Below are 22511 nucleotides of genomic sequence, written 5' to 3'. Positions count from 1 at the left end.
AGTGGGGTTTTTTATTTTTTGTGAGCTGGCAGAGGTTGAGTTAAAAGCTGCACTCTATACAATAAACGCAACTGATAATTGTTATTGTTTGTATTTGATTGAAGGATGAGTTTGATGAAAAAGCTATTTTTAGCCTCTGCGGTTGCCGCAACGACTTTTGCCCCTATTGCGATGGCGGCTGAAGAAGTGAATGTTTACTCTTATCGCCAACCATTTCTTGTTGAGCCTATGCTAAAAGAGTTTACTCAAGAAACTGGCATTAAAGTAAATGTGAAATTTGCTAAAGATGGCTTGGCGGAAAAACTAGTTCAAGAGGGCGAATACAGCCCGGCTGACGTAGTACTTACAGTCGATATTAGCCGCTTGGCTGAGCTGAGCAATAAAGATGTTGTTCAAGCCGTAAATAGTGATGTAATTAATGGCAATATCCCATCTCAGTATCGTGATAAAGAAGGCGAGTGGTTTGGCGTGACAACGCGTGCTCGTGCGGTTTATTCATCAAAAGATCGCGTAGGTAAACTACCGGCTTCATTTGATTATATGGATTTAGCGAAACCTGAATATAAAGGCAAGATTTGTACTCGTTCAGGTAAGCACCCTTACAATGTCTCTTTAGTTTCGGCGGTGATCGCTCATCATGGTGAAGCGGAAACTAAACAGTGGTTAGAAGGCGTAAAAGCGAACTTAGCACGTAAACCTCAAGGTAATGATCGTGGACAAGTTCAAGCGATTAAAGAAGGCTTATGTGATTACTCTATCGGCAATAGTTACTACTTAGGTAAAATGCTGAGCGATGATAAACAAAAAGCATGGGCTGACGCGGTTTACATTAACTTCCCAGGTCAAGAAGCCTTTGGCACACACGTAAACATCAGTGGCATGGCGATGGCCAAATATGCGCCGAATAAAGAGAATGCGCTCAAACTTATGGAGTTCTTATCTGGCGATGCTGCACAGAAAATGTATGCTAAAGACAACTTTGAATCTCCAGTTAAACCGGGTGTTGAAGCTTCAGAATTAGTGGCATCTTGGGGTGACTATAAAGCGGATGACTTGTCTTTAGATGATATCGCAGCGAATCATGAAGCAGCCGTTAAGCTACTTGATGAAGTTAAATTTGATTTATAAATTTAGCGTTATCGAGTTACTCAATAGTGACTAATAAATAGGGAGGCTCAGGCTTCCCTTTTGTCGTTTGGTACATAATATTATAATGAAAGAAAAGTATTTATCTTGGAAAATAACCAGTTGGGTCGCTGCTATCTTGCTGGTTTTGCCGATCTTGGCCATCTTTTATACCGCTATCGGTGATAGTGATGAATTGTTTGCTCACTTGTTTGCGACAGTTCTACCTACCTATACATTAAATACCTTTCTTTTAGTTATCGGCACTATGTTGCTGACATTGGTGTTTGGCCTGCCAAGTGCTTGGCTAATGGCGATGTGTAAACTGCCCGGTGAAAAAATATTGCAGTGGGCGTTAGTGCTCCCATTGGCGATGCCTGGATATATTGTGGGCTATATTTATACCGATTGGTTTGATTTTGCAGGTCCAATTCAAATCTGGCTCAGAAATACCTTTGAGCTTACCCCGCAACAATATTGGTTTCCTGATTTAAGAACCTTGCCTGGCGCGATGACTATTCTTGCCTTGGTTTTTTATCCTTATGTTTATCTTCTCGCACGCTCTGCTTTTATGGAGCAAAGCAGCTCGTTATTACAATCAGCACGCCTATTAAAATGTACCCCTTGGCAAAGTTTCTTCCGAGTCTCTCTACCTTTAGCTCGGCCAGCAATTGCGATAGGGTTGTCTTTGGTGGCGATGGAAACGATAGGTGATTTTGGTACGGTCAGTTATTTTGCTGTGAGTACCTTAACTACTGCGGTTTATGATACTTGGCTTGGCTATTCTAACTTAACGGCGGCCGCTAAAATTTCAGCGATTATGCTATTGGTGGTAGTGCTATTACTCAGCGCAGAGCGATATAGCCGACGTAAGCAAAAGCATTTTCAAGCTCAGTTCTCTAGCCATGAAGATAACCGTTATTCGCTGCAAGGATGGACAAAATTATTGGCGCTCGTATGGTGCTGGGGACTAGTGCTGGCTGGGTTTGTTTTACCAATCGCTCAACTGGTCAGTTATGCGGCGGATTACTTCAGCAGTAGCTGGACGCTCGAATTCCAATCTTATTCACTTAATAGTTTGAAAGTATCACTGAGTGTCGCATTAGTCTGTGTCTTGATCGCTTTATTCGTTAACTTCTATCAGCGCTTAAACTCTCAAGGCGGTGAGCGAGTATCGACGAGCAGTAGTCTGCCTATGCGTCTTGCTGCTCTTGGTTATGCCGTTCCCGGTACCGTGTTAGCCATTGGCATAATGGTGGCGGTATTAACCTTAGATCATAGTGTCAATGACCTTGCCAAACTGATGGAATGGGGAAGACCGGGTCTTATATTCTCCGGCACTATGTTTGCTTTGATTTTTGCTTTGACAGTACGTTTTGCAGCTGTGGCGGTGGGGAGTGTTGAAAGTAGCTTAGCCAAAGTCTCTCCAAACTTGGACATGGCAGCGCGCACGATGGGGTGTAACTCTACCCAGATGCTCAAGCGTGTTCATCTTCCGTTAGTGATGCGAGGGGCGTTGATTGCTGGTTTGTTAGTTTTTATTGAATCTATGAAAGAGCTCAACGCGTCGATTTTGCTGCGACCGTTTAATTTTGAAACTCTAGCGACCTACGTTTATAACTATGTTTCTGATCAGCAATTAGAACTAGCCGCTTTACCCGCCATATTATTAGTTTTGGTTGGATTAATCCCACTGATTTTAGTTAACCGCTCATTAGAAAAGGTGCATTAAAATGACGCAAAATTCTCAACCTTTAGAGTCAGCGGCGACCGCTTTAAATATCCAACATTTAACCTGTCGTTATTCATCGAGTGTGCAATCGAATCAGGCTACAACGCCAGTATTAGAGAAACTGAATCTGGCGGTGAACCAAGGGGAGATTGTCTGCTTACTTGGCGCAAGTGGTTGTGGTAAAACCACGTTATTAAAAGCTATTGCCGGTTTGCTACCGCTAGCATCAGGAGAAATGACCTTAAATGGCAAGGTTATCGATGATGGTGAGCATTGGTTACCGCCTGAACAGCGTAATATTGGCCTGATCTTTCAAGATTACGCGTTATTCCCACATCTGACGGTAGCGCAAAATGTGGCCTTTGGTTTATCAGAACAAAGCAAAGTTGCTCAGGCTGAGATGGTTGAAAACATGCTAAACCTAGTGCACTTAAGCGGCTTAGCAGAGCGATATCCTCATCAGTTATCGGGTGGGCAACAGCAACGAGTGGCGATTGCGCGCTCCTTGGCGTGTCAGCCAGATTTATTATTGCTAGATGAACCCTTCTCGAATATCGATACTCAAGTACGTCATGAGTTAATTCGCGATATTCGCCGTATCTTTAAGCAACAAGGGGTGACGGCGATTTTTGTTACTCACTCCCGTGAAGAAGCTTTTGCCTTCTCCGATAAAATGGCTGTCATGAACAATGGGGTTATAGAACAGTTCGGTAGTGCAGCTCAATTGTATTACCAACCTTCGAGCAAGTTTGTGGCGAACTTTTTAGGCGGCGGTTGTTATCTCCCCGCACAAAAACTCGCACCGAGCCGATTTGATACCGTACTTGGCGAATTACAAGTAGTCAGTGTTGATTCGATAGCGGTAGGGCAAGGTTGTGAAATTTTATTAAGGCCGCAGCAAGTATTATTGCAATTAGATGAGAGCAGCGAAAATCGAGTGATTGAACAGCAATTCATGGGCGATCATTGTCGTTATGTGGTGGATGTGCAAGGCGTGCAATTACTCGGTCAATCACATCATTTACTTGAAGTTGGGCAGAATGTGTCAGTGACTGTCGATTGTGATGGTGCTTTGGTATTCTAGTTTTATACCCAAGTAACTTCAAGATGCGAGTTTCAGCAAGAATAAAACAAGCTTTAGGCAAGACAAATTGAACATGATCATAGTTATTCTATCTCTGTTCAATTTAACGCAGCATAAAGCTTGTTTTAACTTGCCCTTCGGGAGCTTCATCCAAACCTTTATGCAGTGTCAGATTGGTTTGAAAGGTACCTACATTCCTTCGCCAATCTTCCTTGCCTAAAGGTCTGGATGATAGCTCTGAATTCTGCATCTTGAAGTCACTTGGGTATACACTATTTAGATTTAAGGAGAAGATGATTATGGAATTAACGGAATTTTTGCATCAAGTCACCACTGAACCGCTATCGGTAGAATTTGAGCAGACCATCGCTACGATTGATGCGAACTATAGCTTTACTCCAAGCACATTTACCAATGGTGAAGTCGAAAATGAAGCAGGGCAAAACAATGGCTCTTGTAAGATCTTTGCCTTCGCTCAAATGCATAATTTAACTCAAGCGCAAACCTTGGCTTGTTTTGGTAAGTTCTACCGTGAAGATGTATTACAGCATCCAGAAAACGATGATCATCAAAATATTCGTAATTTTATTGAGCATGGTTGGGATGGCATAAAATTCTCATCGCCAGCGCTGAATTAATTATACCAATCAAATTAATTAGGTGAACAAAAATTGCGAAGAAAAAAGCCTTGAGAACAAGGCATAAATTTCGATAAGTAGTCGCTCTACAATCAAAATTTATAACGCAGTTATCGAGGCTTTTAACAAGCAAGAGTGATCATATAATTAGTGCGATTGGTATTATTACAGCGTGCTACTCAATACATCTGGCGGCATCGGTGTTTTATTGACTCTATGTAGGCCGATGACTGCTAGTAGTGACATCGCAAGCATTAACGCCCCTAGTGGAAGCTGGTTTTGTGCTGGCATCATCGCTGCCAATAGGGTTGCCATTCCCGCGCCAAAGTTCTGTATGCCACCTAATAATGCTCCTGCCGTTCCTGCATGATGAGGAAACGGTGAGATAGCACCTGTCGTCGCCGCTGGAAATAACACACCAGCGCCTAAGAAGTAGATGGTTGCGCCACCGACTAAACTTACCGCGTTGGTGAAACCAAATACTCCCGGAATAAATATCACCAATGAGCCAATCGCAATCGCGACCAAGCCGAAGTTCAGCGCGCGCTTTTCTGAGTGACGCGCCGCAATCCAGCTCGACATTGCCGCTCCTAGCAAGTAGCCGGGAATTGGTACAATAAATAACAAACTTACCGTGGTCGCTGCCATTTTGAGCTTACCACCAAGTAGTACCCCTGCCGCGGCTTCAAATAATGCTACGCCAGCAAAAGTAGCGACTAAGCATAATAAGTAACCTTGGAATTGACGATTGCTCATTACGTAACGGTAGCTAGTTGCCACTGAGTCATAGCGACGTGATTCCTTCGGCAATGTTTCCGTCATATGGGTGAACATAATAATGGTCACGCCAATGCTAAATAGAGCCAGAAACAAGTAGCTGCTGCGCCAATTAAACGCTTCTGTTAAGTAGCCACCCAATAATGGAGCCACTAGTGGTGAAAACATCAGGCACATGCTGATCAAGCTATTGACCTTATGCAAGTCTTGCCCGGAAAAGCAATCGCGACTTAATGTTCTTGCCATCGCGCCACCACAACCAATGCCAATACCTTGGATAAAACTTGCCACTAAGAATAAGCTAAAGTTATGAGAAAAAAGCGCAATGAGTGAACCAACAATATAAATAGCTAAACCAGCCAAAATAATAGGGCGACGGCCTAAGCGATCCGATAATGGGCCATAAATAAATTGCGATAATCCATAAGGAATTAAATAGCAGGCCATCACCGCTTGCATTGAAGCTGCGGATACATGAAATTCATGTGCCATGTAACCCATTGATGGTACATACATGGTTTGCGTCATTTGGCCAACTGCCGCCAAAATGGCGATTAAGAAGGTTAGTTTGATTAAACTAAAAGGCGCAGACATGCATCTTCTCCACGATAAATTTAAGTAAGGGAAATGGGTAAATGATTGACCCTGAATTTGGCGTGGATATTAGATCTTAATGATTTATTCAGCAATAAAAATGTGAGTATCTTCACAAGAAGAAAATCAATGTGATGGATTAGTTTTTGTAATGGGTTGGTGGTTGCTATAGAGAACATTCATCCCTGCACGACCAAAAGAGAGAATTAAAAAAGATCGCAGCTCTTGATGCGAACTTTTACTTTTATACTATGTAAGTTCTATTTCAACCAAATAGCATCAATTTTACATATTTTGGATACCTTAGAGGCGTACCAAATTTTATCGCTATATAACTGAAATTGCACAGTTGATTTAGATGTGAAGATAGTGATGTGGAATAATAAATCGTAAGTCCATTTTTTCATGAAGATACATTCTTATTTTTTGTGTTTATGTTGGTAGTTATAAGCATAGCTTCCCCAATAAAATGATATTGCCGAGTTTATTAAAAACATTGGGGCTGGGAATGTTTGACCTAAAGTAAAGATGTTGATGTTTATGATGATGAATATTAAAATTGTTTTCTTTTCTTTGTATAAATTACTTTTTAATATATAATCAAGGAATATACTTATTATACACGATCCTGTTATGATTGAGCCATAAATGATATTTTCTTTTTTTAGTGTTGTTATTAAATAAACTCCTGTGGTGTAAGATATTAATATTAATATTAATAAATAGTATTTTATGTTTAGAGGGTCAGTCTTCATTCGGATAACTTCCTGGGTTTGTTTGTCTTTAAGTTTATTATCCGCATCTTGGGTTTGCGTGTTTAAAGCAATGAGCTTGCCGTCTGCAAAGACAAAGTGCTGGTTTTGAACCTCACCCGTGAGTGTGTTTTTGACTCGTTCTTAACACTTCACATACATCTGAGTTTTCAGCAATTCTCACGTAAAAGTACTTATTGAATGAAAGTGCCGTGAGTATGAGTGAGTAGGTTTCTTTAAATAGGGGGTGTGATCTTTTAAAGTCATGAAATTTTCTTCAACAAGGTTGCATTTTAGTTTTTCCTTTCCTATCTGTGCCTGAAGATAAGCTACGCCATCGGGTTTATTTGTTATATAGACTGATTTTACAACTTGTTCTCCTATACCATGACAGCTTATTTCTGAGCAGTCAGCTAAAACATTTTTAGATGTGAAGATAGTGATGTGGAATAATAATGCGTAAGTCCATTTTTTCATTAAGATATACCTTTGTTTTTATTTTTTATTTTGGTAGTTATAAGCATAGTTTCCCCAGTAAAGTGAAATTACCCCATTGATTAATACCATTAAAGTTGGAGATATATAACCTAGTGTGACGGTAGTTATGTTTACAGATATAAATGTGATAATTGTTTTTTTTCTTTGTATAATTTAGGGATGATGAAGTTATCTAATACAGCTAACAATAATGAAGATAACATAATTATTATGCTATAAATTTTATTTACTTCCTGGGCGTATATTATTAAGTAAAGTCCTGTTGAGTAAGTTAGCAGGACTGCGAGGTAATATTTTAGAGCAAGAGGATTGAGGTTTCTTTTCATGTTATAAATCTTCAGAGTTAAATTTATGGGTTATACTTCTTTCCACTCCACCAGTTATTGCATTAAAAGCTGGGCGAGCAACTGCTGGTAAGGATTTAGACAAAGCGTTCTGGCCAAATCCAATAGCTTCTGAAATAGTCATGGAGCTTATAGTTTTCTTTTATGAATCATAGTCACCAGTGGCTAAGTTTACTCCCAAAGAAGCAATACCTGTTGAGAAGCTTACAGTTGATAATGCTGCCGCTGCTGGAAAGTTGCCAACCATTAGGGCAGCATAGGCAAGATCGCCAGAAATTAAAGACGCATTATTCAAAGCTTCACTATAACCGGATAATTTTTCCTGCGATGGAGCTAGAGGGGAAATAGCGCGATCTATTGACTCCCAGCTTAAACCACCGAAAAAACCTAATGGTGGTTTATTGGGAAGATAAGCAGACCTATACTGATCATCTAGATCTGTATTATAGTAAGAATTATTAAAAAAGAAGCCAGAATTCCAATTTGTCGATATTCTATCGACTACTGAAGAATTGAATGAACCATCTGGATTATATTTTAAATTAATAATTGCTCCTGAATTTGTTATTATCCCTGTATCTTTTACATTATCCGTTCTTCCGCCATAATGGTCTGGGTCAGGACCATGCTTATTACTACCTATCGGACCTTGTGGTCTTGAATCGTTAGGAGCTCTATCTGGTCCCCCGTGCTCACCTCGACCTAAAGGATCCCTCCCTCCTCCAACATCCATCCCACCGCTTGTAAATAAAAAACCTGTAGGATCATTATATTTCAGTGGATTATTCACAACATACGCATAGCGGTTAAAACTATTAGTTAAAAATGGTGACTGAATATGTGGATCGGGACTAATAAATCGAGCTAATTCTTGGTCATAAACCCGGCCATTCATATGGATTAAGCCGATTTCACTAATCTCTTCATGGCCAGTGTAACCGCGGTTTGTTATGGCTTCTTGGGCGACGGTTAATGGATCATTGTCTTTCCATATAACTTTTCTCTGTTTACCCCATGTATCGTAACTTCTGCGTTCAACGATCAGGCCGTAGCCATCGGTGATCATATCAACCGAATTTAGGGCATCGTAATGTAGGTAGCGGACTTGTTTGTCTTTGAGTTTATTATCCGCATCTTGGGTTTGAGTGTTTAAAGCAATGAACTTGCCGTCTGCAAATACAAAGTGCTGGTTTTGAACCTCACCCGTGAGTGTGTTTTTGACTCGTTCTTAACACTTCACATACATCTGAGTTTTCAGCAATTCTCACGTAAAAGTACTTATTGAATGAAAGTGCCGTGAGTATGAGTGAGTAGGTTTCTTTAAATAGGGGGTGTGATTTTTTTAAGTCATTAAATTGCCTTCAACAAGGTTGCATTTTAGTTTTTCCTTTCCTATCTGTGCCTGAAGATAAGCTACGCCAGCGGGTTTATTTGTTACATAGACTGATTTTACAACTTGTTCTCCTATACCATTACAGCTTATTTCTGAGCAGTCAGCCAGAGCCATTTTGGATAATATGGGTATGAGGATTAATAAGATTGAAATTTTTAATCTATTCATTTTTTCTTCATTTTTATTGTTAATGTTTGAGTTGTATGGCTTACAAGCATCATCAATAGACTCTTCATCAGAAAGAGGTGTTGATTTTACTAATTTGCAATTGAATTTTAATTTTTCGAATACATCATGTTTACCTGTAAAAAATTTACTAATTAATGATATATTTCCATTTTTATTTTTTTTGGGGTACATATATGCAGTGTAATTCTTATTGTTGTTTTTTACTTTTAATTCCACGATGACATCTTCTGGTTTAAATTTTTTTGATTTTAAATTGGTTGTTAATAATGACTTTTCTTTATAAAACTCTGCTGTTAATGGGTTTAAAGTTAATGATATTTGATCAGCGACAGCTTGAAGGGTTTTTTCTAATTCGTTTTCTTTGATTTTTAATTCAAGTTTGAACGTAAATATGAAACTTTTGAAGTCGTAATGCTCTTTTGCTTCTATAAAACATAAGTTTATTTTATTTTTAATGTCATCGCAGCTTAATTTTGATTCTAAGTAAGGTTGAACCACTATATTGTATTCACTTTTTGAGTAAGTGTTGAAGGATATGAGTAATATAGCTAAAATAAACTTATTCATGTTTTTCTCTTAAAATTTATAATGTATTTGTGAAGATATTGTTGGCTCTTTGTTTCTTCTTTTAAAATCTCTTGTATTAGTTTTATAACTCTTTACGTTAGTCTTAAAAAATGTGTCACTCTTAGCCCTGAATCGATTCTCTGAGCTTTTGTGTAAATTTCTCCATCTTTGAATTGAATGGTTCGTTTTTATATTATTTTATATGCGATTGAATGTTATATAGTGTTAATACTGGTGATGTTATGATTGTAAGTATGTTTACTTTTCCTAGAATGCTGATTTTTTCGATCTTTTCCTATAATTATAGGTGTGAGTATCTAAAGTATAAATGTTAATAATATTGTAGTGGCTCTGATGTTGTTTGATGAATTAAATAATATAGTGTTATAAATAATTCACTAACTCTATTGATTCCGAAAATTTATCGCCCCAAGTATGACAAGCAGCATTATGTACATCTTTAGATATTAACTATAGTGTTTTGGCATTTCCAACATGGTTTCAAACGTGCCTATTTGGAGTGTTTTAAGACCTATAACCTTATTAACCATTTTTATATCTTTAGGCAGGAATGCTACCGCCCTCCACAGTTAAGAGGTGAATGGTTGGCGTGAATGTGTTTAATTTATATATATTTAATTTTAATAAAAAAATCAATAAGTTTCTTATGCATATATAACTTATATATCAATAATTTATGATTTTCATTTGATTTTCAAAAGGAGCAGAGGGAACTGATTGGAGGATATATAATAAAAAAGACCACGGATATCACCATGGTCTAAGAGTGTTTGTAATTAATAATTAGAAAAGGGAATTTTATCTATAACGCCAAAAACGATTTCATTTGAGCAACAACACTTTCCGCGGTTTGTTTATCTTCCATTTCCGAGAAAATACGCAGTAGTGGCTCTGTACCTGAGAAGCGGGCGATCACCCAGCCACCATTTTTAAAGTAGACTTTTGCGCCATCGTCATAGCTGACTTTTTCGACTTCGTACTCAAACTCTGGCAGTAACTTTTCAACGTAGATTTTGTTGTACAGCACTTCTTTTTGCGCGGGTTTGAATGTGCAGTCACCTTCAGCGGTGTAGGCATAACCATAGCGAGCATAGATTTCATCCAGCATTTCAGACAACTTCTTGCCGGTAACACTGATTAGTTCAACTAATAAGCTTGAGGCAAATACGCCATCTTTACCTTTGATGTGTCCACGAATGGTTAAACCGCCCGAGCTTTCACCACCAATCAAGGAATCATCAGCTTCCATTTGGCTACTAATGTGTTTAAAGCCTACGGGTACCTCAAAGCTCTTTTCGCCGTGATCGGCAGCGATTTTATCGAGTAGGTGAGTGGTAGCAATGTTACGTACTACCGAGCCTTTCCAGCCTTTGTATTCCAGTAGGTAGTAGTACAACAGCATCAAGACTTCATTTGGGTGAATGAAGTTACCTTTCTCATCAATAATACCTAGGCGATCCGCATCACCATCAGTACCAATGCCGATGTCGTAACCTTCTGCTGCCACTAGGTGCTTAAGGCGATATAATGTTGCTGCACTAGGGGAAGGCATTAGACCACCAAAGGATGGGTTTTCACCATCGTTGATCACGTCCACATCACAGCGGCCATTAATCAATACGGTTTGCAGGGCATTCTTCGCCACCCCAAACATAGGATCGATCAGTACGCGTAAATTGGCTTTTTTGATCGCTTCAATATCAATAAAGTTGATCACCGAATCGACAAAATCGTTCATTGGGTTGATGATTGCAATTCGGCCTGATTCAAGCGCGTCTTCAAAATCGACTCTTTTGACATCGCTATCATTGAGTACCGCAATTTGCGCTTCGATTTTCTGTGTGATCACTTCATCCGCATCACGGCCACCTTCAATAAATACCTTGATGCCGTTGTAGTCGGCAGGGTTATGCGAGGCGGTAATACAAGCTGAATAAGTACAACCCATTTTGTTGCTTTGAAACATCACGATTGGCGTGGGTACAAAGCGATTGATAAAGCTAACCGTAATGCCATTAGCGGCTAGAACTTCAGCAAACCAAAGGGCCGCTTTATCTGATAAAAAGCGGCGGTCATAACCAATCACGAAGCCATTATCAACGACACTTTCTTTTTGCATGATATTAGCGACAGCCTGAGCAACCAGTCGCACGTTGGCTTGGGTGAATTCCTCACCTATAAAGGCGCGCCAACCGCCGGTTCCAAATTGAATCATTTTGATGTCCTTATAAAAGAGCCGAAAAGAACGGATACTCGTTTCTCGTGGCTCGACTAATTTTGCTTTGAAAATTCCATTCTTTTAAGTTTTCTTCGAGACCCGAGACCCGAGACCCGAGACCCGAGACCCGAGACCCGAGACCCGACTATCCCATCACCACCACAACTTCATTTACACTACCCGCTGCTTGAGCAGGAATTGCACCGTCAATTGTTGAGCCATTTAGCGTGATAGATTTGACGCCTTTGCTAACGTTATTTGGGTTTTCTACCTTGATGTTGAAAGTCGCATCACGCCATTGACGAGTGACTTCAAAGCCCGGCCAGTTGGTTGGAATACAAGGATCAATATTTAAACCATCAAAGCCTAGACGTACGCCAAGGATAAAGTTGGTGACCGCAAAGTAAGCCCAACCTGAAGTACCGGTTAACCATGGGTGGTTGGCACGGCCGTGATCTTGGTGATCGCGGCCCATCACAAATTGCACGTAGGAGTAAGGTTCAGCAATGCGCTTTTCAATCATGTCGTTTTGATTGTATGGGTTTAGCGCATCATAGAATTTCATCGCTTTATCACCACGGCCCAATTTGGCTTCTGCTACCCATGCCCAAGGGTTTGGATGCGAGAAAATTGCACCGTTTTCTTTTACCCCTTGATAAACTCGAGTCACAAAACCGATATCATCGTTCGGCGTTGCGAATGAAGGTGAATTGAGGTGTAGGCCATACGGAGAATACAAATGCTCATCAACTGAGTTCATGGCAATTTCGCCACGTTCTTGTGATACTGCGCCAGACAATACCGCTAAGGTATTGGATTCAAGATGGATCTTACCTTCGGTTTGTTGGGCTGTACCGATCTTGTCGCCATCTTTGGTCAGACCACGGATATACCAGCCGCCTTCTTCATCCCATAGGTGAGTTTCACACGCCTGACGAACGCCTTCCGCCATAGTGGTGTACTTGTCGACATCTTCCATTTTGCCAAGGTATTTAGCTAGGTCGATAAATTCTTGTAGCGCCCAGTAGTGCAAGAAAGACACCATTGATGACTCACCACCACCTAGGTTTAAGCAGTCATTCCAGTCAGCACGCAAGCCTTTACAAATACCGGTATTACCGACGTATTCTGCGGAGAAATCGAGCGCCGCTTTCATGTGATCATACACAGAAGCATTGCCGCCATCGGCGTAAGGAATTTGCTCATCAAAGAACGACTCTTCACCAGTCTCCATGACATATTTACAAATAGTTGGGACGAGCCATAAGTGATCGTCTGAACAGGTATCTTCAATGCCGTGGATCTTATCTTCATCACTTGGCGTTGGGACAACAGTTGGTGATTTTGATGGTTTAACGTCAGCTTTTTCAGGATCAAACCAGTCAGGATCAAACAGGTGCAGACCATAACCGGCTTTGACTTGGCCACGGAGTAGATCGACTAAGCGCTTACGAGTCATTGCTGGGTTAGAGTGAGGCACAGAAATCGCATCTTGCGCAGTATCACGGTAACCAAGACCGGTACGGCCACCGACTTCGATAAAGGAAGCAAAGCGCGACCACACCACACAGGTTTCAGCTTGGTAAAGAGTCCATGCGTTGATCATGGTATCTAAGCCTTCATTAGGTGATTTTACCTGGAACTTGGCACAACGTTCATCCCAATGCGCTTTAATGCCCGCGAATGCGGCATCAACGTTAGCGAGATCTTGGTATTTAGTACGCAGTTTTTCGCCATTATCTTTACCAATACCTAGGATGAAAGCAAAACGCACTTCTTCACCTGGCTGGATTACAAATTGCTTATGTAGAGAGCCACAATGGTTATAACAAGTTTGCGCAGAGTTAGAGCATTTACCTTGTTCAACCGCGATTGGATTCGCTTCATCGCGGTATAAGCCTAAGAAGCTATCGCGTTGGCCGTCGTAAGAATCTGGATCAAAAGTAGAGGCTAGGTAGTAGAAGCCTTCAAAGTCATTGGTGTTGTAGTAAAGATCATATTCGATCACGCCTTCACGGTAAGCGGTGCCAGCTGAATACAAAGACATTTGGTGGTTCTGATTATCTGATTGAATATGGCTAAATGAGAATTCAACAAACGAGAAAGCACTGATGGTACGAGGTTTATCTGAAGTGTTTTTAATCACGACATCCCACACTTCCGCATCTTCTCCTTTCGGAATAAACAGAGTTTTAGTGGCGGTGATGCCGTTGTATTCACACTTGAATTTTGAGTAAGACAAGCCGTGGCGAACTTCGTAGTTGGCTTCATCTAGGCTCTTTGCCACTGGCTGCCATGAAATTGACCAGTAATCACCGGTTTCATCATCACGTAAATAAACGTAGTGCCCTGGGCGATCAAAGCTGGCATTAGGACGGAATTTGGTCACACGGTTATATTCTGGTGAGTTATAAAAAGAGTAGCCACCAGCATTGTGAGAGATCACCGTACAGAACTTTTCGGTTCCTAGGTAGTTGGTCCATGGCGCAGGTACGTCAGGGCGAGTGATGACATATTCACGACTGTCGTTATCGAAAAAACCGTATTTCATAATGTAGTCCTTACTTAAAAAATAAACCTTGGAAATGATGTTTCGTGCGTTTTATTGCCAAGGGCGAAAATGAATACCTTGGTGTGTCAAAGTGGGTAAGTGCCCATTGAGACGCGCTAAAAAATCTTCCCAGTTGCGGTGTTTCTTGTTTGTCCAACACGCCTCTGATAAAGCAAGCAGGCGAGGGAAAAGCATGTGATCAATGCGATCTTGGCTGTCGACGATTTCGCACCAAAGGCCGCATTGAATTCCAAAGATATGTTGACGACGAGGATCGTCCTCAGCTAATTCTGATAAAGGTTCGTAGCTATAAGATTTTTCTAAAGGGGTGACGCCAGCCCAGTTAACCCCGAGTTCTTCGCAGTTATAGTCTTGAACGATATCGAGGTAGGTAAACTGCGCTGGTTGTAAGATCACATCAAAGCCGGTGCCAGCACATTCAACCGCCGCTTGTTCACTTTGCCATGAGCAAACAATGGTGTTTTTGCTGACTTTATCGCCGTGTTGTACTTCTTCCCAACCAATCATGCGCTTGCCTAGCGATTGCAGTTTATCTTCTGCGTGGCGCAATAAATGGCCTTGTAGATCTTTAGAATTGGAGTATCCATGCTGTTGCATTAACGCTTGGCATTTAGGGCTTTCAGTCCAAACACCTTCCGGCACTTCATCGGCACCAATATGAACTAAAGGCGCAGGGAATAGTTGGGCGACTTCTTCTAGTACGGTGTCGATAAAGGTGTAAGTGCCTTCAAGCGCCGGGGAGAGAATATTGTCGGTATAGTATTGAATACTGCGATATTGAGATTGATCATCCGGATCAACTAACAGTTCAGGTAACGATTTAATTGCCGCTCGACAGTGGCCCGGAATATCAATTTCAGGGATCACAATAATGTTACGCTCGGCTGCGTATTGAACTATCTCACGGATCTCTTGTTGAGAATAAAATCCACCATGTTTGCCTGCCAAATTGGAATATTGAGGTTCCATTGGGGTATCAATACCTCGCCATGCACCAATTTCGGTTAATTGTGGAAAGGCTTTAATTTCGATTCGCCAACCTTCATCATCGGTTAAATGCCAATGAAAAACGTTGAATTTTAATTGCGCTAATTGGTTGATTAGGCGTTTAACCGTATCGACACCATGAAAGTGACGAGCACAATCAAGCATCATACCGCGGTGAGAAAATCGAGGTTTATCTTCAATTAATACGCAAGGTAATGATGGTTGATTATTATGAACTTGATGGCTTACCCATTGCCAAAGTGAAGCACAGCCATGCATAAATCCACTGGATGAATTGGCTTCCAAAATAATTTGCTTTGGTTGAATTTCTAACTTGTATTCGCCATCCGTTAAATTAGGCGACACCACCAAGCATAAGTTACCTTGGCTGCTCATCTTGATGGTGGAATCTAAAATTTGGCTCAGCTCTCCCGCAAGCCATGTTAAGGCACTTTTTGCTTGATTGGTGTGTGATTGAAAGACCAAGCTTTGGCTTAAATCAAACTCACCATCCATTGGCTTTAAGCTTTGTGGCAGAGGAATGATACCTTGATAGTTGGCGGCAATTGTTGGCAGTGACGTTCGCTGTTTGCTGGCTGATTTTAAGGCGACAGGAGTGACTGCTACCGCCAAAGATTGCGGTTTATTTGAAATATTGGTTTGGATAACTGCATCATCAAAACCATCATCGAGCAATTGAAATGGGGTGGTATGGCAACCAAATTCCACATAAAAATGCGCATTGGCGGCTAAGGTATGATGTTGGTTTGGCACAAAGCGGCAAAAGCTACCAGTTTGAGTGATGCTACCTTGCGTTAAGCTAGCCGGTTGAATATAACGGCGAAAGCTGACATTTAATGCCCAGTCATGTAGATCATGATCACTAAGGTTATGCAGTGTTAAGCCGAAGCGTGCGTAATTTTCTTGTTCTTCAAGAACAGCAAGGTCAATTCGATAATCCATTTTCTCACCTTTTGAGGCGTAATCTATTGTCATTTTATTTATCAACTAAGGTCGCTATTTAGCGGATTAAATAAATTGTGTTTGGGTTGGCGAGCCATCATTAGAGCGCCTTCCATTGCATCGCTTTTCGCTGGCACCAAATACTCTGTGATTGCGGATGAAAGCCAAGGTTGAATTCGTTCAGCAATGCCTCCCATTAAGGCAATCTGTTTTGCGCCCTTGTTTACTAGTGCGTTGAGGTACATTTCAATATCTTGCGCAGTCTGAGTGAGCAAGCTTGCGGCAAATTCATCACCTTGATTAGCACTGGCAAAAATTTGCGGTGAGAATTGGCCGTAATCACATGGGCGAGCGCTTTTAGACCAAGTGACGATGGCATCAATATCATGATCAAAATGGCTCATAACAACGTCTGTGATAGGGCTAGCAGGGTAGATGCCATCTTGAACCAGTAGGCTGTGTTGAATTAGCCTAAGTCCCATAATCGCGCCGCCCCCTAAATCAGAGATAGGAAATTCACGGCCACCGACCACATGTTGTTTTCCTTGAGCTAATAAAATACCGCAAGATCCGGTGCCGGCAATCATGATCGCGCCATCTTGTCCTTGATGCGCTCCTAAGCAAGCGCCATAAGCATCGGTATTGAGTACTACGCTAGCAAAAGGATGTGGCAGCGACATAAATTGCTGCCAGGCACTTTCTTGTTCAGCTGCCGCTAGAGCGAGCCCTAGATGCATGCGAGAAAAGTCTTGTTGGGATAAACCAGCTTGTTGAGCGGCCTTATTGATCGCTTCAATGATGGAAGCCATGGCAACTTCAACACCTAACAAGATATTGGCGCTACCGCTTTTTCCTTCACCGAGTAATACCCCGTGGCTATCACGAATTCGTGCGCGACATGAGGTGCCGCCGCCATCGATGCCAACCAATAAATCACGCATGGTTGGCCTCCATTGTTGACTCTGTTACCGCATATTGCTGCGCGATGATCGCCAATAAGTACCACGCGCCATGCGGGATCCATTGTTCACCCCAACGCCAGTTTTGCAGCATGTCATCTTTTTGTGGTTCAGGATTGAATGCGATATCGGATTCATCATCAAAACCTGCTGTAATACCATTGCATACGCCGCCTTTGGCATTAAAGAAACCGAGTTCTGGTAGGTAGTCCGGGTTATTGTGGCCATGTCCATCAAGCATGCACATGTCATATGGGTTCAAGCCTAAAATCCAATCGAGCGCCGATTGAGCGTAGCCTTGTAATTGGTTTTTCAATTGCGGATCTTGCAGATAAGGCGACACTATATTAGCCATCGCCGAAAGTGAGCCAAGTCGTGCATTTTCGCCTTGCCACCAATAGCCAGACTCATTGTTATGAGCAATAAAAAAGGCGTCACGTTTGTCACTATCAACCGCTTTTACATATTGGCGAGGGTAACCAAATGGATTGGCAACTTGCTGGCTAATAGTGAGTTCAAAGCGCACCGCATTTTCAATTACCGATAAAGTGGTTTGACGCAGTGCTTGATCGCTTTCAATCGCTAAGTATTCAGTGAGAGCAATGGTTGGTAATCCGGCTTCTGCAGAATGAAAGTAAGGTCTTGAGCCATCTTGGTTAGCAGACCAAAAGTGCTCGAAGTTCTCATCAGAGGTTTGACGCAACATTAATGCTTGCGACCAGCGACGTGCTTCCGATAAATAAAATGCATCTTGAGTACTACGATATAGCTCAACACTGGCCAGCAGGGCACAATATTCATCAATAATGTTTTCAACGCCATCGTTGAGGTATTGGGTATTGTGCTCAATCAAATGTTGATAACCTTTGAGCGCACAATCTAGGTAGGTTTGTTGGCTGTATTCACCGCTTTCTTCTAATTGAGAAGCCGCCGCTAAGGCTGCAATCGCGATGCCGCCACCTTGACGAAATCCCGCTTGGTAATCACTGCCTTTATGACCTTCTTGCGTTTCATAAGCGCAAATTTCACGTTGAGCAGTATCTTTACTCCACTTATCAAATACGGTCATATAGAAGAAGCCTTGTGGGCTTTGCATGCGTACTAAAAAGTCAGCGCCAAATAGTGCTTCTTCGATTAAACGAACTTGGGAAAATTTTGCAAAGTCACCGTGATTTTTTGCAAGATTTAACCCTTTCAGCATATTCCACACTACCATTGGAATTTGCTGTGGGTTTAAATAATTAGCATAAGAAAGGTGGCTTAAGTATTTGCTGACATCGCCAGAGGCGTCATACCAACCGCCATGTACATCGACGGTTTGCTGTGTTGATTGATCTGAGCTCAATATTGGCGCGTTGCGATCTTGCTTATCAAACTTTCCACCGCAGCGCTGAGATTTAAAGTAGTGAAGGAGATCCGAAAAAGTACGCTGCATTAAAAGATCATTTTTGATCTCAAAGCTGTGAGATTGAATAGACCTAATAGAAAAGCAGTAGCGGCCAGCTTTAGAAAAGCGAGAAAAGTCGATCTGAGCAAAATCGCCATGATGCCAACGATCAACTTTCCCCACAAAAGTAACTGGAAATTCTTCCTCTACTTGCTGAGTATCTATATTGATTAATTGAGCAATGAGAGGGCGATCTTGTCTGTTGGTTACTGTATTAAAATCTGAGGCAAGTACTACCGCATTTTTGCTGCTAAAGCATGAGTAACCAATATGGTTAGTGAGAATTTGCATATCTGCTTCAAGCCTCCTGCCTATAGCCCCGAATTGTAAAGGCATAGACAACGTTCAAATAGTTTGTTGGCATACCAACCTGAGTAAAGAGGTCAGATTGGTATGCGGGTAAATCGAGGATTAATCCTCAAATAGGTAACAGCGAACAAAGTGGTTTTCTGCTAACTGAGTGACGCCAGGCATTTTCTCGCGACATTTGTCGGTCGCATGTAGACAGCGTCCGGCAAATGGACAGCCAAGGGAATCTGGTGTCCAAAGAGGAATATCCCCTTTATTGCCTTTTAGTTTTTCATGAATCGATTTTTTAGGATCTGGAACTGCAGAAACTAGCAGTTGAGTATAAGGGTGCTGAGGATCGTGAATAATTTCATCGGTATCTCCCCATTCGACCATGTGGCCGACATACATCACTGACAGATCTTCGGCAATATAACGAGCGGTGGCGATATCATGGGTGATGTAAAGAAGTGACATTTGCTTATCAAATTTCATTTCTTCCATCAGATTAAGTACCCCTGCGCGGATAGAAACATCGAGCATAGACGTTGGCTCATCGGCTAACACGACTTCGGCACCCACCGCGATATTACGCGCTAAGTTAACTCGTTGACGTTGACCACCTGAAAGTTGGTGGGGGAATTTTGCCGCGGTTTCTTTTGGCGGGTTAAGACCGACTTGCTCTAGCAGTTCGTAGACTCTTTCTTGCAACTCTTTCTTATTGCTGCTTTTCACTTTGTTATGAATGATCAGTGGTCGCGCAATATGGTGAAAGATATTGTGAGTCGGGTTTAATGAGCCAAATGGATCTTGCCATACCATTTGTACGCCTTCACGGTAACGCATAAGATCTTGGCGTTTAGTGATATCGAGAATATCGCGCCCTTTATATTCAATTGTACCAGCCGTTGGGGCATACATTTTGGCGATCATTTTGGCGGTGGTGGATTTACCCGAACCGGATTCGCCAACCACGGCAAGGCCGCGACTTTTGTACATTTTAAATGACACGTCATTAATAGCGCGCATCATAGGTTGTTTTAATGAATTACTGGTGATCGGGAAGTCTTTAACTAAGTTCTTCCCTTCAATGAGTAATTTTCCGTATTTATCTGATGAGCTCATAATTGTCTCCAGCTTCTCGCTAATTCTTGTTTTACTGGCCGTTAGTGACGACTAAACGATGTATACCCGTCGTACTTGAAGCAGCAGCTTTGTTGACTGCATTCATTCACCCCAATCACATAGGCAAGCTATGCTCATGGGGCTTCATTCACTTGTCGCCTCACTGCAACTCCAATTACTTTGGGTATATTCGATAACTATCTCGTTTAATTAAACTTTTGCCTGAACAATCGGCTCACCATATAAATGGCAGTTTGATAATCGACCTGGCTCTATTTGACGCAATTGAGTAGGAACATGACGACAAGTATCATGAACACGCTCACAACGCGCTTGGAAACGACAACCTTCAGGAATTTCTAGAAGGTTGAGAGGATTCCCAGGAATACCAGTTAGCTTCGTTTTAGGACCAGTAAGTGGTGGGAAAGATGAACCCAACCCTTTGGTGTACGGATGATAAGGCGATTCTAAAATTTGCTTAGAAGGCGCAACTTCAATCAACTCACCTGAATACATAATCCCAATGCGATCAGAAAACTCAACCATCAGTGATAAGTCATGGGTAATGAACAAAATAGAGAAACCAAACTCTTCTTTTAACGCATAGATTTTTTGTAAGATCTCGCGCTGAACCACCACATCTAGTGCAGTTGTCGGTTCATCCATGATGATCATTTTAGGGTTGAGAGCGAGCGCAATCGCAATCACCAGTCGTTGACGCATACCGCCAGAGAATTGGTGAGGGTAGTCACCTAAACGATCTGGGTGAATATCGACAATTTCTAATAAGCCTTCGGCGCGTTTGCGTGCTTGCTCACGAGTCATATTGGTATGACGCATGATCACATCGCAAAATTGCTCTTCCATTGGTAATACAGGGTTTAATGCATTCATGGCACTTTGAAATACCATCGACATTTCACTCCAACGAAAGCTCTGAATGCGTTGCTCGCTGTACTTTAAAATGTTCTCACCGTTGAAGATAACTTCACCACCGGTAATAAATGCTGGCGGCTTATGTAGGCGCATTAGAGAGAAAGCAACGGTGGATTTACCACAGCCCGATTCTCCTGCTAGGCCAAAGACTTCACCTGGTGCGATATCAAAGCTTACGTTATTTACCGCACGGACATCGCCAGCATCAGTGATGTAGTCAACACATAAATTGCGAATCGAAATCAGCGGTTCTTGTTTATTAGTTATTGTCATATTATTTATCTCCGCTCCAAACTGCATTTTGTGGTGGCAACTCAGGTTCACGTGCTTTTTGGTCTTGTTCTGCAATTTTCTTCCAACGCTTCATTCCTTTGTGTGAACGAAGTTGTGGGTTAGCTACTTCATCAACCGCGAAGTTAAGCATTGCTAAACCAACAGCAAGTGATGTCAAAGCTAAACATGGGACAATTAATTCCCACCAAGCGCCGACGAGAATGGCTGAAGAGGTTTGTACGTTATAAAGCATGATGCCCCAGCTGATGGTGCTTGGATCGCCAAGACCTAAGAATGAAATAGTCGCTTCCATCATGATGGCGTACATTACGGAACCGATGAAGCTGGCACCGACAATGGAAATTAAGTTTGGTAGAATTTCCACAAAAATGATTCGGAATGAAGATTCACCTAATACTTCAGCCGCTTTTACAAACTCTTTTTCACGTAGCGCCAAGGTTTGAGAACGAATAACCCTTGCGCCCCAAGCCCAGGAAGTACAACCGATAATCAGTGCGATTGTTAGCGGGCCTGCTTCACCGATAAAGGCTGCCAGAACGAACAGCAGTGGGTATTGTGGAATCACCAACATGATATTCATGGCAGCGGTTAATATGTCATCAACTTTGCCACCAAAGTAACCAGCTGAAACCCCGATAATGGTTGCCAGGAAGCACACAACTAAGCCTGCGCCAAAGCCCACACCTAGAGATACACGCGCTCCATATACAACTTGAGACCAAACATCACGGCCCATGCGAGTTGTCCCTAGAGTATGGTCCTCTTTTTTCGACATGATCATTGTACGGCGATCGTTGGCGAGATTTTGTGCTACCCACCCATCAGGGCTTTGTTTTGCCATGTGGGTGACCAAGCTTGGGTATTCGTGTGGATTACCGGTACGACGGTCTGGTTCATGTTTAGTAATTAATGGAGCAAATAGGGCCATTAAGATGAAAACCGTTAGGATCAACACACCAAACATGGCTTTTGAGTTACCTGAAAGTAATTTAATGAGAGCTTTCATGA

At 41.9% G+C, this 22511-nt stretch carries 18 protein-coding genes; 4 read left to right on the top strand and 14 right to left on the bottom strand.

Going from position 1 to position 22511, the window contains the following annotated elements; genetic code table 11:
- Positions 1–114: 114 nt before the first annotated feature.
- From K358_RS0107790 to K358_RS0107780, 3 genes are all read left to right on the top strand, one after another.
- On the top strand, positions 115–1128 hold the full coding sequence (locus K358_RS0107790) for a Fe(3+) ABC transporter substrate-binding protein (protein ID WP_027696298.1): 1014 nt from the start codon (positions 115–117) through the stop codon (positions 1126–1128).
- Positions 1129–1213: 85 nt separating this feature from the next.
- Complete coding sequence (locus K358_RS0107785) at positions 1214–2857, top strand: ABC transporter permease (protein WP_027696297.1); 1644 nt, start codon at positions 1214–1216, stop codon at positions 2855–2857.
- 1 nt (position 2858) lies between these two features.
- Positions 2859–3941 carry an ABC transporter ATP-binding protein gene (locus K358_RS0107780; RefSeq protein ID WP_027696296.1) on the top strand — a complete coding sequence of 361 codons (1083 nt, stop codon included), beginning with the start codon at positions 2859–2861 and terminating at the stop codon, positions 3939–3941.
- Between the two features lie 103 nt (positions 3942–4044).
- Here the strand turns inward: K358_RS0107780 and K358_RS19230 are convergent, their stop codons facing one another.
- Positions 4045–4191 carry a hypothetical protein gene (locus tag K358_RS19230; protein ID WP_156888703.1) on the bottom strand — a complete coding sequence of 49 codons (147 nt, stop codon included), beginning with the start codon at positions 4189–4191 and terminating at the stop codon, positions 4045–4047.
- A 49-nt stretch (positions 4192–4240) separates the two neighbouring features.
- On the opposite strand from K358_RS19230, the gene K358_RS0107775 reads away from it, so the two are divergent.
- Positions 4241–4579 (top strand): HopJ type III effector protein, encoded by a 339-nt coding sequence (locus tag K358_RS0107775; protein ID WP_027696295.1) that lies wholly within the window; start codon positions 4241–4243, stop codon positions 4577–4579.
- Between the two features lie 165 nt (positions 4580–4744).
- Here the strand turns inward: K358_RS0107775 and emrD are convergent, their stop codons facing one another.
- From emrD to K358_RS0107710, 13 genes are all read right to left on the bottom strand, one after another.
- Positions 4745–5950 (bottom strand): multidrug efflux MFS transporter EmrD, encoded by a 1206-nt coding sequence (emrD, locus tag K358_RS0107770; RefSeq protein WP_027696294.1) that lies wholly within the window; start codon positions 5948–5950, stop codon positions 4745–4747.
- Positions 5951–6882: 932 nt separating this feature from the next.
- On the bottom strand, positions 6883–7179 hold the full coding sequence (locus K358_RS0107760; protein WP_027696292.1) for a hypothetical protein: 297 nt from the start codon (positions 7177–7179) through the stop codon (positions 6883–6885).
- A 348-nt stretch (positions 7180–7527) separates the two neighbouring features.
- Complete coding sequence (locus K358_RS19225) at positions 7528–7668, bottom strand: hypothetical protein (protein WP_156888702.1); 141 nt, start codon at positions 7666–7668, stop codon at positions 7528–7530.
- A gap of 18 nt (positions 7669–7686) precedes the next feature.
- Positions 7687–8610 (bottom strand): RHS repeat domain-containing protein, encoded by a 924-nt coding sequence (locus K358_RS19575; RefSeq protein ID WP_027696291.1) that lies wholly within the window; start codon positions 8608–8610, stop codon positions 7687–7689.
- 276 nt (positions 8611–8886) lie between these two features.
- A complete protein-coding gene (locus K358_RS0107750; RefSeq protein ID WP_027696290.1) occupies positions 8887–9693 on the bottom strand; it encodes a hypothetical protein in 807 nt (268 codons plus the stop codon).
- 823 nt (positions 9694–10516) lie between these two features.
- The gene (locus K358_RS0107745; protein ID WP_027696289.1) at positions 10517–11929 is read right to left on the bottom strand and encodes a phosphoglucomutase/phosphomannomutase family protein; all 1413 of its coding nucleotides are present in this window, start codon (positions 11927–11929) and stop codon (positions 10517–10519) included.
- Positions 11930–12077: 148 nt separating this feature from the next.
- A complete protein-coding gene (locus K358_RS0107740) occupies positions 12078–14483 on the bottom strand; it encodes a glycoside hydrolase family 94 protein (RefSeq protein WP_027696288.1) in 2406 nt (801 codons plus the stop codon).
- 51 nt (positions 14484–14534) lie between these two features.
- Complete coding sequence (locus tag K358_RS0107735) at positions 14535–16454, bottom strand: beta-N-acetylhexosaminidase (protein WP_027696287.1); 1920 nt, start codon at positions 16452–16454, stop codon at positions 14535–14537.
- A gap of 41 nt (positions 16455–16495) precedes the next feature.
- Entirely contained in the window at positions 16496–17395 is a 900-nt protein-coding gene (locus K358_RS0107730) for a glucosamine kinase nucleotide-binding domain-containing protein (RefSeq protein WP_027696286.1), read from the bottom strand.
- Entirely contained in the window at positions 17388–19151 is a 1764-nt protein-coding gene (locus K358_RS0107725; RefSeq protein ID WP_027696285.1) for a glycoside hydrolase family 9 protein, read from the bottom strand. Before K358_RS0107725 ends, K358_RS0107730 begins: the two co-directional genes overlap by 8 nt.
- Positions 19152–19271: 120 nt before the next feature.
- Complete coding sequence (locus K358_RS0107720; RefSeq protein WP_038149990.1) at positions 19272–20273, bottom strand: ABC transporter ATP-binding protein; 1002 nt, start codon at positions 20271–20273, stop codon at positions 19272–19274.
- 210 nt (positions 20274–20483) lie between these two features.
- A complete protein-coding gene (locus tag K358_RS0107715; protein ID WP_038149989.1) occupies positions 20484–21482 on the bottom strand; it encodes an ABC transporter ATP-binding protein in 999 nt (332 codons plus the stop codon).
- A gap of 1 nt (position 21483) precedes the next feature.
- On the bottom strand, positions 21484–22509 hold the full coding sequence (locus tag K358_RS0107710; RefSeq protein ID WP_027696282.1) for an ABC transporter permease: 1026 nt from the start codon (positions 22507–22509) through the stop codon (positions 21484–21486).
- Between the last annotated feature and the right edge of the window lie 2 nt (positions 22510–22511).

The organism is Vibrio litoralis DSM 17657 (assembly GCF_000426765.1).
Taxonomy (GTDB): domain Bacteria; phylum Pseudomonadota; class Gammaproteobacteria; order Enterobacterales; family Vibrionaceae; genus Vibrio; species Vibrio litoralis.
The sequence above is the reverse complement of the archived record's forward strand: the minus strand, read 5'-3'. Positions and strand labels throughout refer to the sequence as shown.

What these genes read in the sequence shown, in the direction of transcription:
- K358_RS0107790 (WP_027696298.1), top strand. Translation starts at nt 115, where the DNA reads ATGAAAAAGCTATTTTTAGCCTCTGCGGTTGCCGCAACGACTTTTGCC.
- K358_RS19225 (WP_156888702.1), bottom strand. Translation starts at nt 7,668, where the DNA reads ATGACTATTTCAGAAGCTATTGGATTTGGCCAGAACGCTTTGTCTAAA.
- emrD (WP_027696294.1), bottom strand. Translation starts at nt 5,950, where the DNA reads ATGTCTGCGCCTTTTAGTTTAATCAAACTAACCTTCTTAATCGCCATT.
- K358_RS0107735 (WP_027696287.1), bottom strand. Translation starts at nt 16,454, where the DNA reads ATGGATTATCGAATTGACCTTGCTGTTCTTGAAGAACAAGAAAATTAC.
- K358_RS0107710 (WP_027696282.1), bottom strand. Translation starts at nt 22,509, where the DNA reads ATGAAAGCTCTCATTAAATTACTTTCAGGTAACTCAAAAGCCATGTTT.
- K358_RS0107740 (WP_027696288.1), bottom strand. Translation starts at nt 14,483, where the DNA reads ATGAAATACGGTTTTTTCGATAACGACAGTCGTGAATATGTCATCACT.
- K358_RS0107780 (WP_027696296.1), top strand. Translation starts at nt 2,859, where the DNA reads ATGACGCAAAATTCTCAACCTTTAGAGTCAGCGGCGACCGCTTTAAAT.
- K358_RS0107750 (WP_027696290.1), bottom strand. Translation starts at nt 9,693, where the DNA reads ATGAATAAGTTTATTTTAGCTATATTACTCATATCCTTCAACACTTAC.
- K358_RS0107775 (WP_027696295.1), top strand. Translation starts at nt 4,241, where the DNA reads ATGGAATTAACGGAATTTTTGCATCAAGTCACCACTGAACCGCTATCG.
- K358_RS0107730 (WP_027696286.1), bottom strand. Translation starts at nt 17,395, where the DNA reads ATGCGTGATTTATTGGTTGGCATCGATGGCGGCGGCACCTCATGTCGC.
- K358_RS19230 (WP_156888703.1), bottom strand. Translation starts at nt 4,191, where the DNA reads ATGCAGAATTCAGAGCTATCATCCAGACCTTTAGGCAAGGAAGATTGG.
- K358_RS0107725 (WP_027696285.1), bottom strand. Translation starts at nt 19,151, where the DNA reads ATGCAAATTCTCACTAACCATATTGGTTACTCATGCTTTAGCAGCAAA.
- K358_RS0107760 (WP_027696292.1), bottom strand. Translation starts at nt 7,179, where the DNA reads ATGAAAAAATGGACTTACGCATTATTATTCCACATCACTATCTTCACA.
- K358_RS0107745 (WP_027696289.1), bottom strand. Translation starts at nt 11,929, where the DNA reads ATGATTCAATTTGGAACCGGCGGTTGGCGCGCCTTTATAGGTGAGGAA.
- K358_RS0107720 (WP_038149990.1), bottom strand. Translation starts at nt 20,273, where the DNA reads ATGAGCTCATCAGATAAATACGGAAAATTACTCATTGAAGGGAAGAAC.
- K358_RS19575 (WP_027696291.1), bottom strand. Translation starts at nt 8,610, where the DNA reads ATGATCACCGATGGCTACGGCCTGATCGTTGAACGCAGAAGTTACGAT.
- K358_RS0107785 (WP_027696297.1), top strand. Translation starts at nt 1,214, where the DNA reads ATGAAAGAAAAGTATTTATCTTGGAAAATAACCAGTTGGGTCGCTGCT.
- K358_RS0107715 (WP_038149989.1), bottom strand. Translation starts at nt 21,482, where the DNA reads ATGACAATAACTAATAAACAAGAACCGCTGATTTCGATTCGCAATTTA.